The sequence below is a fragment of the Streptomyces sp. NBC_01439 genome, assembly GCF_036227605.1.
Lineage (GTDB): Bacteria > Actinomycetota > Actinomycetes > Streptomycetales > Streptomycetaceae > Streptomyces.
On sequence record NZ_CP109487.1, the window covers coordinates 2,942,333 to 2,956,631 of the forward strand.

Annotated in this window: 13 protein-coding genes; 4 read left to right on the forward strand and 9 right to left on the reverse strand. The window is 71.6% G+C overall.

Annotation, left to right across the window (positions count from 1 at the left end; all coding sequences use genetic code 11):
• The first annotated feature begins 60 nt into the window (after positions 1-60).
• Entirely contained in the window at positions 61-2,220 is a 2,160-nt protein-coding gene (locus OG207_RS12595; RefSeq protein WP_329098642.1) for a RecQ family ATP-dependent DNA helicase, read from the forward strand.
• 214 nt (positions 2,221-2,434) lie between these two features.
• On the forward strand, positions 2,435-3,064 hold the full coding sequence (locus OG207_RS12600) for a hypothetical protein (protein WP_329098643.1): 630 nt from the start codon (positions 2,435-2,437) through the stop codon (positions 3,062-3,064).
• Between the two features lie 238 nt (positions 3,065-3,302).
• On the opposite strand, the gene OG207_RS12605 is transcribed toward OG207_RS12600, so the two are convergent.
• From OG207_RS12605 to OG207_RS12615, 3 genes are all read right to left on the reverse strand, one after another.
• Positions 3,303-3,947, reverse strand: coding sequence for a hypothetical protein (locus OG207_RS12605; protein ID WP_329098644.1), 645 nt, complete (start codon positions 3,945-3,947; stop codon positions 3,303-3,305).
• Positions 3,948-4,006: 59 nt separating this feature from the next.
• On the reverse strand, positions 4,007-4,717 hold the full coding sequence (locus OG207_RS12610; RefSeq protein ID WP_327737801.1) for a ribonuclease HII: 711 nt from the start codon (positions 4,715-4,717) through the stop codon (positions 4,007-4,009).
• Positions 4,718-4,832: 115 nt separating this feature from the next.
• Positions 4,833-5,435 (reverse strand): TetR/AcrR family transcriptional regulator, encoded by a 603-nt coding sequence (locus OG207_RS12615; protein WP_329098646.1) that lies wholly within the window; start codon positions 5,433-5,435, stop codon positions 4,833-4,835.
• A 141-nt stretch (positions 5,436-5,576) separates the two neighbouring features.
• Between OG207_RS12615 and OG207_RS12620 the strand changes: the two genes are divergently transcribed.
• The gene (locus tag OG207_RS12620; protein ID WP_329098647.1) at positions 5,577-7,130 is read left to right on the forward strand and encodes an MFS transporter; all 1,554 of its coding nucleotides are present in this window, start codon (positions 5,577-5,579) and stop codon (positions 7,128-7,130) included.
• 104 nt (positions 7,131-7,234) lie between these two features.
• Here OG207_RS12620 and OG207_RS12625 read toward each other — a convergent pair whose 3' ends face one another.
• From OG207_RS12625 to OG207_RS12645, 5 genes are all read right to left on the reverse strand, one after another.
• Complete coding sequence (locus OG207_RS12625) at positions 7,235-8,938, reverse strand: DUF4153 domain-containing protein (protein ID WP_329098648.1); 1,704 nt, start codon at positions 8,936-8,938, stop codon at positions 7,235-7,237.
• Between the two features lie 267 nt (positions 8,939-9,205).
• The gene (locus OG207_RS12630; RefSeq protein WP_329098649.1) at positions 9,206-10,123 is read right to left on the reverse strand and encodes an ADP-ribosylglycohydrolase family protein; all 918 of its coding nucleotides are present in this window, start codon (positions 10,121-10,123) and stop codon (positions 9,206-9,208) included.
• A gap of 11 nt (positions 10,124-10,134) precedes the next feature.
• On the reverse strand, positions 10,135-10,794 hold the full coding sequence (locus OG207_RS12635) for a histidine phosphatase family protein (protein ID WP_329098651.1): 660 nt from the start codon (positions 10,792-10,794) through the stop codon (positions 10,135-10,137).
• A gap of 74 nt (positions 10,795-10,868) precedes the next feature.
• Entirely contained in the window at positions 10,869-11,474 is a 606-nt protein-coding gene (locus OG207_RS12640; RefSeq protein ID WP_030008846.1) for a YdbC family protein, read from the reverse strand.
• 32 nt (positions 11,475-11,506) lie between these two features.
• On the reverse strand, positions 11,507-12,346 hold the full coding sequence (locus OG207_RS12645; RefSeq protein WP_329098653.1) for an arylamine N-acetyltransferase family protein: 840 nt from the start codon (positions 12,344-12,346) through the stop codon (positions 11,507-11,509).
• A gap of 95 nt (positions 12,347-12,441) precedes the next feature.
• Here OG207_RS12645 and OG207_RS12650 point away from each other — a divergent pair, with 95 nt between their 5' ends.
• Entirely contained in the window at positions 12,442-13,401 is a 960-nt protein-coding gene (locus OG207_RS12650) for a DUF1152 domain-containing protein (RefSeq protein ID WP_329098655.1), read from the forward strand.
• Positions 13,402-13,564: 163 nt separating this feature from the next.
• On the opposite strand, the gene OG207_RS12655 is transcribed toward OG207_RS12650, so the two are convergent.
• Positions 13,565-14,242, reverse strand: a complete 678-nt coding sequence (locus tag OG207_RS12655) for a nitroreductase family protein (protein WP_329098657.1) — start codon at positions 14,240-14,242, stop codon at positions 13,565-13,567.
• Positions 14,243-14,299: the final 57 nt, after the last annotated feature.

A 14,299-nucleotide genomic window follows, 5' to 3' on the forward strand; every position in this document is an offset into this window, starting at 1 on the left:
CGTCCACAGGCCCGGAGCAGCATTGGCGCGATGTCGGAGGCATCGGGTTGCATGGGGGGTATGAACGCAGACCTGAGGTCCTCGGCCGACTCCGTACTAGCCCGTCTCGTGGGCGACCCCACGGGCGCCGCCAGGCTGCGCGAGGACCAGTGGCGGGCGATCGAGGCCCTCGTCGCGCACAAGCGGCGGGCGCTGGTGGTACAGCGCACCGGCTGGGGGAAGTCCGCGGTCTACTTCGTCGCCACCTCACTGCTGCGGGCGAACGGCGCCGGCCCCACCGTGATCGTCTCCCCGCTCCTCGCGTTGATGCGCAATCAGGTCGAGGCCGCGGCCCGGGCCGGGATCCGCGCCCGCACCATCAACTCCGCCAACCCCGAGGAGTGGGAGGGCATCCAAGCCGAAGTGGCGGCGGGTGAGGTCGACGTCCTGCTGGTGAGTCCCGAGCGGCTCAACAACCCCGATTTCCGCGACCAGGTCCTCCCCAAGCTCTCCGCCGCCACCGGGCTGCTCGTGGTCGACGAGGCGCACTGCATCTCCGACTGGGGCCACGACTTCCGCCCCGATTACCGCCGGCTGCGCACCATGCTGGCCGACCTGCCGCCGGGTGTCCCGGTGCTCGCCACGACCGCCACGGCCAATGCCCGCGTGACCGCCGACGTCGCAGAACAGCTCGGCACCGGGGCCGGTACGGACGCTCTGGTGCTGCGCGGCCCTCTGGACCGCGAGAGCCTGAGCCTGGCCGTACTGACCCTGCCCGACGCGGCACACCGGCTGGCCTGGCTCGCCGACCACCTCGGGGACCTGCCCGGCTCCGGGATCATCTACACGCTGACCGTGGCGGCCGCCGAGGAGGTCACCGCCTACCTGCGCCACCGGGGGCACACCGTGGCCTCGTACACCGGCAAAACGGAGAACGCCGATCGTCAGCAGGCCGAGGACGACCTCCAGACGAACCGGGTCAAGGCACTCGTGGCCACCTCCGCCCTCGGGATGGGCTTCGACAAGCCCGACCTGGGCTTCGTGGTGCACCTCGGCTCGCCCTCCTCCCCCATCGCCTACTACCAGCAGGTGGGCCGCGCGGGCCGTGGCGTGGAGCACGCGGAGGTCCTGCTGCTCCCCGGCCGGGAGGACGAGGCGATCTGGCAGTACTTCGCCTCGGTGGCCTTCCCGCCCGAGGAGCAGGTGCGCCGCACGCTCGACGTCCTGGCCCAGGCCGGCCGGCCGCTGTCGCTGCCCGCCATGGAGCCGCTGGTCGATCTGCGCCGCACCCGGCTGGAGACCATGCTCAAGGTGCTCGACGTCGACGGCGCCGTGCACCGCGTCAAGGGCGGCTGGACCTCGACGGGCGAGCCCTGGGCCTACGACGCCGAGCGCTACGCGTGGGTCGCCCGCCAGCGAGCCACGGAACAGCAGGCCATGCGCGACTACGCCGCGGCCACCGAATGTCGGATGGAGTTCCTGCGCCGCCAGCTCGACGACGAGGAGGCAGCGCCCTGCGGCCGCTGTGACAACTGCGCCGGAGCCCGGTTCACCGCGGAGGTGTCCACCACCGCGCTGGACACCGCGCGCGGTGAACTCGGCCGCCCGGGCGTGGAACTGGAGCCGCGCAAGATGTGGCCGACCGGGCTCGCGGCGGTCGGCGTCGACCTCAAGGGGCGCATCCCCGTCGGGGAGCAGGCCTCGACGGGCCGGGCGCTGGGCCGGCTGTCCGACATCGGATGGGGCAACCGCCTGCGCCCGATGCTGGCCCCGCAGGCTCCCGACCAGCCGGTTCCGGACGATGTGGCGCAGGCCGTGGTCGCAGTGCTCGCCGACTGGGCCCGGGGCCCCGGCGGCTGGGCCTCGGGAGCGCCGGACGCACCGGCCCGGCCGGTGGGCGTGGTCGCGCTGCCTTCGCGCAGCCACCCCCAGCTGATCGGTTCGCTGGCCGCGCGGATCGCGGAGATCGGGCGGATGCCGCTGCTCGGCGCGCTCGCCCACACGGAACAGGCTCCGGAGTTCGGGTCGGTGTCCTCGAACAGCGCGCAGCGGGTGCGGGGGCTCCACCAAGCCCTCACCGTGCCTCCGGCGCTGGCCGATGCGCTGGCGCAGTCCGCGGGCCCGGTGCTGCTCGTCGACGACCGCACGGAGAGCGGGTGGACCATCGCGGTGGCTGCCCGGCTGTTGCGGCGGGCAGGCGCGAAGGAGGTGTTCCCGCTGGTGCTGGCGCTTCAGGGCTAGTCGAATGCGTCATCTTCGGCGTGGCGGGGCAAGGATATGAACGGCATACCGGCGAATTCCGGTCGGCGGCGTCAATTGCTCGTTGCCGCATGCTCAGAAGCCACGCGAGAATTGGGGTGCTCCCGCTCGGCTCCTCGGCACCCTCCTGGGCCGCGCTGCGGCGCGCCCTGACTCCACCGTGCCCGTTCGCGGGCGTGTACCCGAAGGGAGGACCGTGACCTTCGGATTCGCGCCGCCCCCGACCACGTCCCTGGCAACAGCCACCGGTGGCACAAGCCGGCACGGCAGACTGCTGGAACCCGCGGAATGGACAGCGGCGGGCATTCCGCTGCTCAGCAATCCGCGCGAGATCGTGAGCGGGCTGCACTCCCGGCACAGCCCCGTGCCCTCGACTGCGGTCATCGCCGTCCTCGGCCCGGAGGAGCAGCTCGTGGCGAGCGCCTCCTTCGTGCAGAGGTCGACCTCGGCCGACGGCTGGGAGTACCGCAACGCCCTGCTGTCCCGGCTGCGCCGGGTCCTGCCGCACGACCTGCGCAGACGGACCCCGGTGCGGACGGCGGTGCTGCTCTACTGCCGCGAGGGCGATGAGCAGTGGACCGAGGAGGACGGGGCGTGGATGTGGGGGCTGCGGGACGCCTGCACCCTGCACGGCCTGCGCTGCGGCGCGTACATCACGCTGACCCGCGGGGGCTGGCAGGTGGTGGGCGAGGGCCGTGGCGGGCGGCGCCCGAGCTCCGACTCGCGGCCGCAGCGCCTGGGCGACACCGTGGCCGAATTCTCTCCGCTGGCCATGCACACCGGGGGCGGCGCGGTCGAAGCCCTGCGGCGGACCGCCGCGCGCTGACCCCGGAGGACCCCCACGGCCAAGGCACGCGCCCGTGTGTCCGGCCGCGCCCGGGCGGCTGCCACCCGCGTACCACCGCACGGTCGCCGCCTTGCATGCGGGCATGCCTCACGGCCGTACACCCAGGAACGGGCGTACGGCGGATCAGGCCTCGGGCTCCGACTCGGACCCCGGCGCGGGCTTCAGCGGGGCCGGCCCGTGGCCCGCCCCGCCCCTCGCCCGTGCTGGGTGCAGGGCGTCAGACGCCCGCACCCAGAACGGAGTTGATCTGCTGCGGGTCACCGCACACGATCAGCAGCGCACCCGCCCGGGTGAGCGCGACCGGCAGGGCGGCCGCGACGGTGTCGACCGCTCCGCCATTGGCCGCGAAGACCACGACGGGACGGCCGGCGGCACGCTGGGCCTGCGCCGCGTCCGCATAGAAGACGTCGTCCCCGGCGTCGTGCAGGGCCCAGTACGCGGCCTCGCCGAAGGACAGCTCGTGCGCGGCCCACGGGTGCGGGTCGCCACTGGTGAGCACCAGGATGTCACCGGGCGCGCGCCCGGTGTCGAGCAGCAGGTCGACGGCCTCTTCGGCCGCGTCCAGCGCGCCCTCGGCGGAGGCCGGGATCAGCTGGATCTGCGGCACCGCCGCGGAGACGGACGGTGCGGTGGGGGCAGCGGCAGGAGCCGCGGGAACGGGTCCGGGGGTGGCCTGCGGCGCACGCTGTGCGGGCGGTGCGGGCCGGGCGGGACCGGGGCGACCGGGCCGCGGTACGGCGGCGGGACGCGGACCAGGTACAGGGCGGGGGGTCTGCGCGGTGCGGCTCGCGGCCGGCGTGACGCGGGGACCCTGGGCACTCTCGTGAATCTGAGGCTCCTCGATGGCGGGGGTGAGAGGCATGAGTTGACATCTATCAAACACCGGTACGAAACGTACCGGTTGGTGGCACACGCGTGCGATCAGAAATCGAAGCCGAGTTGGCCTCCGTTTTCCAGCTCCATCGACTCCTCGCTCCGGCGCACCTTCTTGAGATGGCGCCACCGCGGCAGCGCGTCGAGGTACGACCACGAGAGCCGGTGGTAGGGGGTGGGTCCCAGCTCTTCCAGCGCCGCCCGGTGCACGGGCGAGGGGTACCCGGCGTTGGCGGCGAAGGCGAAGTCCTCGATCCCACCGCCCCGTTCCCCGAGCTCGGCCATCATGCGGTCGCGGCGGACCTTGGCGATGACCGAGGCCGCGGCGACGGCGATGCAGGACTGGTCGCCCTTGATCACCGTACGGACCCGCCAGGGCGGGCCGAGATAGTCGTGCTTGCCGTCGAGTATCACCGCGTCGGGCCGCACCGGCAGCGCCTCCAACGCGCGCTCCGCCGCCAGTCGGAGGGCGGCCGTCATCCCCAGTTCATCGATCTCCTCGGGCGAGGAGTGCCCGAGTGCGTACGCGGTGACCCAGTCCTCCAGGACATCGAGCAGGGCGTCGCGCCGCTTGGGGGTGAGCAATTTGGAGTCGGTGAGCCCGGCGGGCGGCCGGCGCAGGCCGGTGATCGCCGCACACACGGTGACGGGTCCGGCCCAGGCCCCTCGTCCGACTTCGTCGACCCCGGCGATGACCTTGGCGCCGGTGGTTGCACGGAGGGAGCGTTCGACGGTGTGGGTGGGTGCTTCGTACGGCATGGCGCCAGCAAGGTTACGCCGCCCCGGGCCCACTGCACACCCCCGCCCCGGTCCGACCCGCCCGAGATCGGACGCGAACCCCGCTCCGCGCGCCCCGGACCGCCCCCGCCACGTCTCACACCCTGAGCAGCGGCACCATGACCTCGTCGATCAGCGCAGCGATGTCCGCATCTCCCCATTCGCTTCCGCACACCTTGGCGCGATACATCAGCATGGCCGGAATGACATCCACGACAAACGGACCAGTAGCGTCCGGCCGTACGTCACCCCGCGCGATTCCACGCTCCACAAGCTCCCTGATCAGACGCTGGGCCGGCTCGTGCAGACCGGACCAGATGACTCCGCGAAACCGATCGACATGCATGTGATCGCATTCGTGAAGCACCGACCTCAGGGCCTGCCCGGCGCGCGAGTGCATGACGTCCCGCGCGCTCACACACAGCAGATAGAGGTCCTCGCGGATCGAACCAGAGTCGGGAATGTCACCGATACGCGGCAGACCGCTCCGCAGCGCATCAGCCACCAGGTCCACCTTCGACGGCCAGCGACGGTAGAGCGCGGCCTTGCCGGTGTGCGCGCCGGACGCGACACCTTCCATGGTGAGCGCGTTCCAGCCGACCGTGCTCAGCTGCTCCAACGCGGCGTCGAGAATCGCCCGTTCGAGCTCCGGCCCCCGCCTGCGCCCAGGCGACGCCGCTGACCAGCGCGAACCCACCATCTTCCCCACCTCCGACCGGCTTGCGCGTTCGACGCACGCATTTTCAGCCTTAGTGAACGCTTGCGTTCACTAAGGCGCGGCTCCTACCGTGGTCCCGCAGTGAACGAATGCGTTCACTATTTCACTTTGGGGGGATCCTCAGTGACAAGCTCTCAACTCGCCACACCCCGGATACCGGGCGCGGCGCGCCGGGCGGGGCGCCCCGGAGTGGCGCTCGCCGTCATCGCCGCGTGCCAGCTCATGGTCGTCCTCGACGCTACGATCGTGAACATCGCGCTCCCGCACATCCAGAGCGCCCTCGACTTCACCACCACCGACCTCTCGTGGGTGCTCAGCGCCTACACCCTCACCTTCGGCGGCCTACTGCTGCTCGGTGGCCGGGCGGGCGACATCCTGGGCCGGCGCCGCGTGTTCCTGGCCGGAATCCTGATCTTCACCCTGGCCTCCCTCCTCGGCGGCTTCGCCCAGGAGCCCTGGCAGCTGCTCGCGGCCCGCGCCCTGCAGGGGGTGGGCGGCGCGATCGCCTCGCCGACCTCGCTCGCCCTGATCACCACGACCTTCGCCGAAGGCCCCGAGCGGAACCGGGCGTTCGGGGTGTTCGCCGCCGTCTCCGCGGGAGGCGGCGCGATCGGCCTGCTGGCCGGCGGCATGCTGACCGAGTGGCTCGACTGGCGCTGGGTCCTCTTCGTCAACGTGCCGATCGGCGTGCTGATCGCGGTCCTCACCCCGCTCTACATCACCGAGTCCGAGCGTCACCCCGGCCGCTTCGACATCGCCGGAGCCCTCACCTCCACCGGCGGCATGGCCTCCCTCGTGTACGGGTTCATCAGCGCCGCGGAGAAGGGTTGGCGCGACGCGATCACCCTCGGCTCGTTCGCCGCGGCCCTCGTCCTGCTCGCGCTCTTCGTCGTCATCGAGTCGCGGGCCCGCGAGCCGATCATCCCGCTGCGCATGTTCGCCGACCGCAACCGCACGGGCACCTACGTGATCATGCTCGGTCTCGCCGCTGCGATGTTCGGCATGTTCTTCTTCATCGTCCAGTTCGTGCAGAACGTGCTGGGGTTCTCCCCGATCCAGTCCGGGCTCGGCTTCCTGCCCGTGACGGTCGCCATCATCACCGCCGCCGGCCTCTCGCAGCGCTTCCTGCCGCGTTTCGGCCCCAAGCCCTTCATGGTCATCGGGTCCGCGCTCACCGGGACCGGGCTGGCCTGGCTGACCTTCATCCGGACCGACAGCTCCTACGTCTCCGGAGTGCTCGGGCCGATGCTGCTGTTCGGCTTCGGCATGGGCCTCAACTTCGTGACCCTCACCCTCACCGCCGTCTCCGGCGTGGCGCCGAAGGAGGCGGGTGCGGCCTCGGGGCTGCTCAACGCCAGCCAGCAGGTCGGCGGCTCGCTCGGCCTGTCCATCCAGGTCACCGTCTTCGGCACGGCCAGTCGTGACGAGGCCACGCAGCAGGTCCCCTCCTTCATGGCGCAGGCGGATCCCGAACAGATCGCCGCCTTCAAGGAGACCGGCTTCCTGCCCGACCCCTGGGGCGACCTGGTCCTGGCCCACGGCATCTCCACCGCCTTCTACGCCGCCGTCGCCATGGCGGGCCTCGCCCTGGCCACCGCCCTGCTGGTGATCCGGGTGCGCAAGAGCGACCTGGAGGCCCTGGCCGGCGCCGCCGCGAAGGCCGGCCCGGCCGCCTGAACGAGGCCTTCCGCACGGTGTCGGGGCCGGGTGCGGGTGCGGGTGCGGGGAACGATCCCCGCAGCCGGCCCCGTACGCGTCCCCCGGAACCCCCGTGGGGTCGACTAGTACTCGACGCGGCTACCGAACGAACCCAGGCGCGAGCAGACCTCGTACGAGGCGGTCACGGGACGCTCGCGCAGGATCTGCCGGGCCTGGTACTCGCCCAGGCTCATCGCGTACCAGGGGACGTCCCCGGCTTTGGCCATCTCGTCGTTGATCCCGCGCAGGGCGCAGGACCGCTGCGGCTCGGGCAGCCGGTCCAGGGCGGGGACGGCGTCCGCCGACAGGGACTGGAAGTAGGAGAGGTCGATCTTCGCGTCCGCCTCGAAGCGTGCCACGTTCCGCTCGGCGACCATCCCGTCCGGGGAGAGCAGGCCGAAGGCCAGGACGGCCGCGGCCACACTGCCCGCGAACGCGCGCGCCAGCCAGCGCCCACCGAACAGCCCGGCCGCCATGATCAGTACGATGACGAGCCCGAGCCACAGCTCCATCGCGGCCACCGAAACACGCAGCCGGGTCAGCCCGTACGCCTCCACGTACAGGTCCATCCGGCGCAGCGCGGCTGCGACGACGACTAGCGTCAGCGCGCACAGCGCCCCGAGGACGGCACGGACGAAGCGACGGTCGCCCGCTCCGGAACGCGGGGCCCAGCGCAGGGCGAGCGCGATCACGGCGAGGGTGAGCAGGGTGGCCCAGAGCAGCTGCCAGAAGCCCTGGCGGGCGTACTCGGCGTAGGTGAGCCCGGTGCTCCGCAGGACCTTGTCGTAGCCGCCGAACAGGACCGCCAACTGGACGGCGTTGAAGCCGGCGAAGAGCAGGTTGAGCACGATGAGCGGAAGGGCCCATTCGACGCGGGAGCGCGGCTTGCCCGGGGCCACCTTGATCCGGTCCCAGCGCAGCGGGGCCGCGGCAGTGCGGGCCGCGGCGAGCGCGAGGACGGCGCCGAGGAGGAAGAGCACGAACCGGACCGGCCCGTCCTCGACCGACACGTCGGGCAGCAAGTCGCCCAGCAGATCGGCGAAGGCCGCGTCCGCGGAGGCGAACAGCGCGCCGAAGAGCAGCAGGAGGACGCCGGCCACAACGGTCGCCTTGGCCACGGGCAGCCAGCGGTCCTTGCTGACCCCGCCACGCGAGCGCAGCCCGGTCAGCAGCCAGCCGATCCCGGACACGGCGGCGTCAAGGAACCCGAGCGGGCTGAGCAGGACGCCCGGCCAGGTGCGGCTGCCGTGGAGGGCGAGCGCGCCCAGCAGGACCGCGGACAGGATCGCCAGCGTGGCCGGCCAGGCGGAGTCGCGCAGGGCCGGTACGGCGAGCAGGGCGAGGCAGCCGATCACCCAGGCGACGGTCCAGGGACGGGCGCTGCGGCGGGCCGCGCGGGCGGCGACGTATGCCGCGACGACGGCGGGCACCACCGCGAGCAGCAGGCCGGGGCCCATGCCGTCGCCGAGCAGCAGCGCGGTGGCGAGACCGGAGGCGAGGACGGCGACGAGGGTAGCGGTCCGGATGGGGGCGGCCTCGGCGGGGCGCACCAGAGTGGCCCAAGAGGGCTTGGCCGAGCGTTGCTGCACCTGCCAGGGGTTCCCGGGCACTGCGCCGGCCTGCGCCCACGGCGGTGCGCCGGCCTGCGCCCCCGACGGTGGGCCGGCCACGCCGGTGTGTCTACCACCGGCCGGATGGGGCTTGGCGGGCGAATCCCCGTCCGTGGCTTCTGCGTTGACCGCGTCGTCGGTCCGGGCTTCGTTCGCCCCGCCGGTGTTCTCTGACATCGGGTTCCCTCCCCTATCGGCCGCCCCGGAGTTCACATTGGGGCGGCGCTGCGGACAGAGTAGGCCGGCACGATGCAGTTTTGAACAGGATCAAAAGAGTGCTGTGGCAGGACCGTGACAATCGGAGGGGGATGTTCACCGCACGTCGGACGAACCGGCGGCGCGGGACGCGGCCAAGGCACTGGACTGATCGAACGCTCCGAACGCACCCGAGGTGCCACACCGTGCGAACTCCCCGGTGCCGCCGTCGGATCCCTCCCACGGGCATCAGCCCGCAGCGACCTCCGGCAGCCAGGCCGGCAGCGCCTCGGTACGCGCCAGCCACGCGGCCGGCAGCACGGCGTCACCGCGCGCGCCCAGCACCCCGCCGACGATCGCGCAGGTCGTGTCGACGTCCCCGCCCACCTGCGCGGTGGTCCAGAACGCCCGCTCGTAGTCGTCCAGCGCCCGCGCCGCCGACCACAGGGCGAACGGCACGGTGTCGTGCGCGCTCGTGCGCCGCCCGCAGCCCAGGACCGCCGCGACCGTGGTGGCGTCGCCGTAGTCAAGCATGTCCCGCGCGCGCCGCAGCCCCGCGCCCACCGCGCTGCGCGGCACGAGTGCGATCACCCCGTCCAGCAGGTCGGAGGCTTTCGGCGGACCGTCGGCGCTCGCGGCCAGGGCCGCTGCCGCTGCGACGGCCATCGCCCCGCACACGGCCTCGCGGTGCTGGTGGGTGGTGTAGGCGGAGATCTCCGCCTGGTGGGTGGCCTGCTCCGGGTCGTCGGCGTACCAGGCGCCGAGCGGCGCGATGCGCATCGCGGCGCCGTTGCCCCACGAGCCCTGCCCGTTGAACAGTTCGGCGGCCAGCGTGCGCCAGTCCTGCCCCTCGCGCACCAGACGCAGCATCCGGTTGACCGCGGGCCCGTAGCCACGGTCGAAATCGTGGTGGTGGGCGAAGGAACTCGCGAGCGCGTCTTGGTCGATGCGCCCGTGCTCGGCCAGCACGGCCACCACCGAGCAGGCCATTTCGGTGTCGTCGGTCCACTGCCACGCCTCGGCGCCGGTGGGCAGCTCGCGCCGCTTGAGCAGCGGGTAGTTCACGGGGACGAAGTACTGGGAGCCGAGGGCGTCACCCAGCGCCAGCCCTCGGAGGCTGGCCATGGCGCGCGCGTAGCGCCGTTCGGGAGTGGAATCAGGCGTCATTGCGGGCCACTCTAGCCGTCCAGGTCATAGGGCTCGGGTGTGGTCCACCGCTCAAACGGGCGGTCCAACCGGTACCGGCCGTCCGGGCCGAGCAGGAGCACCCGGAATTCGCCGTTGCCCGGATTGGACAGGGCCTCGAATTCGGCCACGGACCAGTGGAACCAGCGCATGCAGAACAGCCTCATCGTCAGCCCGTGCGTCACCAACAGCACGTTCTCGGGATGGTCGGGGGCCTCGAAGCTGCGGTAGAGGCTTTCCAGGAAGGACCCGACCCTGTCGTACACATCGGCCCCCGACTCGCCCTGCGCGAAACGGTAGAAGAAGTGTCCGTACGCGTCGCGGTACGCCTTCTGCAGTCGTACGTCGTTCTGGTCCTGCCAGTTCCCCCAGTCCTGCTCGCGCAGGCGCGGCTCCTCGCGCATCCGCACCCGCGTCGGGTCCAACCGGAGCTCCCGGAAGGTCTGCAGCGTGCGGCGGTACGGGGAGACGTACGCGCTGATCGTCCCGGTGCCGAAGAGCTCGCGCAGTCGGACGCCCGCCGCCGCCGCCTGCTCCCGCCCGGTGGGGGTCAGCCGCAGGGCGTGGTCGGGTTCCCTCTCGTACACCGAGTCGTCGGCGTTCCCCTCCGATTCCCCGTGTCGGACAAGGACGATGCGCCGTGGTCGAACCATCCCACGACCCTATTCGGCAGCCGGGCAGCCCGCCGACCGGGCACGCCGATCGCCCCCCGCCGGTCGTCGTACGGTCATACCGTCCAGGAGGGTTCGAGGTCGACGACATCGCCGGTGAGGGCCTCGACATCGGCCTGGATCTGGGCACGGAGGGAGAGCCGCTCGACCCGCTCCTGCCGGTACTTGCCGTGCTCGGCGGCGGCGTGCCACATGGAGAGGACCAGGAACTCCCGACCCGGAGCCTCCCCGAAGAGGCCCCGGACCATGCCGGGCGATCCCGCCATCGCCGGATTCCACACCTTCTCCTGCATGAGGGCGAAGTGGTCGACCCGGCCCTCCCGGACCCGCGTGTGCGCGACCCGTACGACGTCGGCATCGGTGAAGCGCGGCTCGAAGCCGGTCTTCACGTCGAAGCGGTGGTCGAAGAGGGTGACCCGCAGATCGGTGTAGGTGCCGTTCTGGGAGGCGGCCAGCCGATCGTGGGAGCGGGCCATGAAGGAGTCGTAGAAGGAACGGCTCTCCCAGAACGCGAAGACATGCGCGACCCCCTGCCGGCCCCGGCTCCAGCCGCCGCCCTGCCCCCGGAATCCCGGCTCGCCCGGCAGCCCCGCCCATTTTCGCTGCCCGCGCTCGAACCCGCGTCGGTCCGTCACCGTGCAGCGAATCCACTTGACCAGCACTGCGCCATCGTACGGGCCAAGCGCGGCCCCGGTCAGTCCTCAGCGCGGTGGATCCGCACCAGTTCTGCCGCGTCCCGATCGGACAACCGAAGCCCGAACTCCTGGTCGAGCACGGCGAGCAGGTCGTCCGGGCCGACGATCTCCTGCTCGGCGCGGCCGTCGGGGTACAGCCGGGTGAGTTCCCGCCCGACGAGCGCCTGGCGGACGCCGTCTCCCGGGCGCTGGACGATCAGCCGCCCGGCAAAGGAAGAGGAAGGGTGGCTGGAGCTGTAGTGGTTGAGTACGACGTAGTCGACGGGGCGGTAGTGCTGCGGGGAGAAGGCGTACAGGTCTCGCCAGGTGTCTCCGCGCAGCAGGCACAGCACCAGAACGCCGTCCTCCTCCTCACGGACGCGGTACGTCCACTCCCCCTGCTGCACATCGGCACCCGGTCGTCCCAGCGGCACCGGCTCCCGAGGCCCTTGGAACCCGAACCCGACGTCACACAGCCACCGTTCACCCTCGACGGTGACGACGAGGACGGCGTGTGTCACCGCGAGGACGGAGTCCCCGCGGGTGCGGGTGCGGGCACCGCGCCCGGAGACCTCGAAGCCGATCCGCTCCAGGGCGGCGGCCAGCAGCGAGTTCTGCTCGTAGCAGTAGCCGCCGCGACGACCGTGCACGAGCTTGCCCTCGATCGACTTGAGGTCCAGCGCGACGGGGCGGCCGAGCAGGACGTCCAGGCTCTCGAAGGTGATGGCGGCGGTGTGGGCGCGGTGCACTGCGTACAACGTGCGGAGGTCCGGACGGAGTTCCCCGGACGCCTCCCGGTCCCCCTGATGTCCGATCCGGTCCAGATACGCGTCCAGGTCCAGCTCGTCACCGCTCCACATGACTGACCATCTCCCCGTTCCCCCGCCTCGCCGGCCATCGCACTACCGTGAAATCCGCAGGCGCGTCGTCGTGCGCGCCCCGCACAATGATCACCATGACGGCCTTGCACTCCAACCCGCTTTTCGACCGCCTCGCCGACGCCGAAAACATCCTGGTCGCCGGTGCGGGCGGCGGCTTCGACATCTACGCCGGCCTCCCCGTGGCCCTGTCCCTCATGCACCAGGGCAAGCGGGTCCACCTCGCGAACCTCTCCTTCAGCACGCTCGCCGGACTGCCCTCCGAGGCGTGGCAGGCCCCCGACCTGGCCACCGTCACCCCCGACTCCGCGCCCCACCTGTCCTACTTCCCCGAGCGGACGCTGGCCCAGTGGCTGGAGGCGCACGACTACCCGGCCCTCGTGTACGCCTTCCCCCAGACCGGGGTCCAGCCGCTGCGCGCCGCCTACCGCGAACTGATCGACCTCCACCACATCGATGCGATCGTCCTGGTCGACGGCGGCACGGACATCCTGATGCGGGGCGACGAAGCGGGCCTCGGCACGCCCGAGGAGGACCTCACCAGCGTCGCGGCACTGGCCGCGCTGGACGACGTGCCCCAGCGCCTCGTCGTATCGGTGGGCTTCGGCGTGGACGCGTACCACGGGGTCAGTCACGGCTTGGTGCTGGAGAATATCGCGGCGCTGGAGCGCGCGGGCGCCTACCTCGGCGCGTTTTCCATACCGCGCGCCACCAGGGAGGGCGCCCTCTTCCTGGACGCGGTGGCCCATGCCCAGGAGCAGACCCCGGACCGGCCCAGCATCGTGAACGGCTCGATCGCCGCGGCCGTCCGGGGTTCCTTCGGCGACGTGCAGTTCACCAGCCGCACGCGGGGAAGCGAGCTCTTCGTGAACCCTCTGATGTCCCTGTACTTCGCCTTCGACCTGCCGGGGCTCGCCGCGCGCTGCCTCTACCTGGATCGCATTGAGGACACCCACCTGATGCGCCAGGTCCATTCCCGGATCGCCGAGTTCCGCGAGGACCTGGTCACCCGTCCGTCCCGCCGCATCCCCCACTGACCCGGTGACGTGCTCGACGGTGGCCCGCGCGGCGGCGGAGAAGCCGCGGTGGTGAAATGCGGGCCGGCGACATGCGTGGTGGGGTGTCCGCGTCACCGTGAACACCCCGCCTGAACGGCTCACACACGCACAACAGTGGCGTCATGACATGGGTGTGGTGCACCTACTCCTGGCGTGCGGCGTTCCCCGCTCCGCCGGCACCGTACGATTCGCGGAAGACGGTGCGCTCCCGGGCACGCCGACCCGGATGGCGCTGGTCCTGCGCCGGATGGCCGACCGACACCAACAGGGCGATGGCCAGGTCGTCACGGCCGTCGATCCCGATCACCTTCTTCACCTTCGCCTCGTCCCAGCCGTTCATGGGCGAAGTCGCCAGGCCCATCTCCGTCGCGGCGAGCATCACGAAGGATGCCGCGATCATGGCGTCCTTGACCGCGTACTCCCGCAGCAAACCCCGCTGGTCGAGATCCTCCTGGAACACCCGTGACGCAGCGGAGAACATCGCGACGAACTCGTTGTTCCACGCTCCGCTGCGCCGGGCCTGCTCGTAGACGTCGCTGTGGTCATCCCGCCAGGACTGGGGCTCGGCGACGAAGACCAGTACGACCGGGGCCTCTTGCGGCTGGGGCTGGCCCCCCGTGGCCCACGCCAGTCCCGCACGGCCCTCGTCTCCGGATACCACGACGATGGACCGGTCCTGCAGGTTCCAGCTGGTGGGGGCCTCGACGGCGAGATCGAGAAGCGCGTCAAGCGTGGCCTCGGGGATCGGGGCTGGCAGGTAGTGGCGGACGGTGCGGCGGGTACGGATCGCTTCTGCGACGGACATCGTTGGACTCGTCATGTCACTCACTATTGGAGAGTCACTCTCCATCGGGAAGAGGGCACTAATTAGTGCGTT

What these genes read in the sequence shown, in the direction of transcription:
- OG207_RS12595 (WP_329098642.1), top strand. Translation starts at nt 61, where the DNA reads ATGAACGCAGACCTGAGGTCCTCGGCCGACTCCGTACTAGCCCGTCTC.
- OG207_RS12605 (WP_329098644.1), bottom strand. Translation starts at nt 3,947, where the DNA reads ATGCCTCTCACCCCCGCCATCGAGGAGCCTCAGATTCACGAGAGTGCC.
- OG207_RS12610 (WP_327737801.1), bottom strand. Translation starts at nt 4,717, where the DNA reads ATGCCGTACGAAGCACCCACCCACACCGTCGAACGCTCCCTCCGTGCA.
- OG207_RS12615 (WP_329098646.1), bottom strand. Translation starts at nt 5,435, where the DNA reads ATGGTGGGTTCGCGCTGGTCAGCGGCGTCGCCTGGGCGCAGGCGGGGG.
- OG207_RS12625 (WP_329098648.1), bottom strand. Translation starts at nt 8,938, where the DNA reads ATGTCAGAGAACACCGGCGGGGCGAACGAAGCCCGGACCGACGACGCG.
- OG207_RS12630 (WP_329098649.1), bottom strand. Translation starts at nt 10,123, where the DNA reads ATGACGCCTGATTCCACTCCCGAACGGCGCTACGCGCGCGCCATGGCC.
- OG207_RS12635 (WP_329098651.1), bottom strand. Translation starts at nt 10,794, where the DNA reads ATGGTTCGACCACGGCGCATCGTCCTTGTCCGACACGGGGAATCGGAG.
- OG207_RS12645 (WP_329098653.1), bottom strand. Translation starts at nt 12,346, where the DNA reads ATGTGGAGCGGTGACGAGCTGGACCTGGACGCGTATCTGGACCGGATC.
- OG207_RS12650 (WP_329098655.1), top strand. Translation starts at nt 12,442, where the DNA reads ATGACGGCCTTGCACTCCAACCCGCTTTTCGACCGCCTCGCCGACGCC.
- OG207_RS12655 (WP_329098657.1), bottom strand. Translation starts at nt 14,242, where the DNA reads ATGACGAGTCCAACGATGTCCGTCGCAGAAGCGATCCGTACCCGCCGC.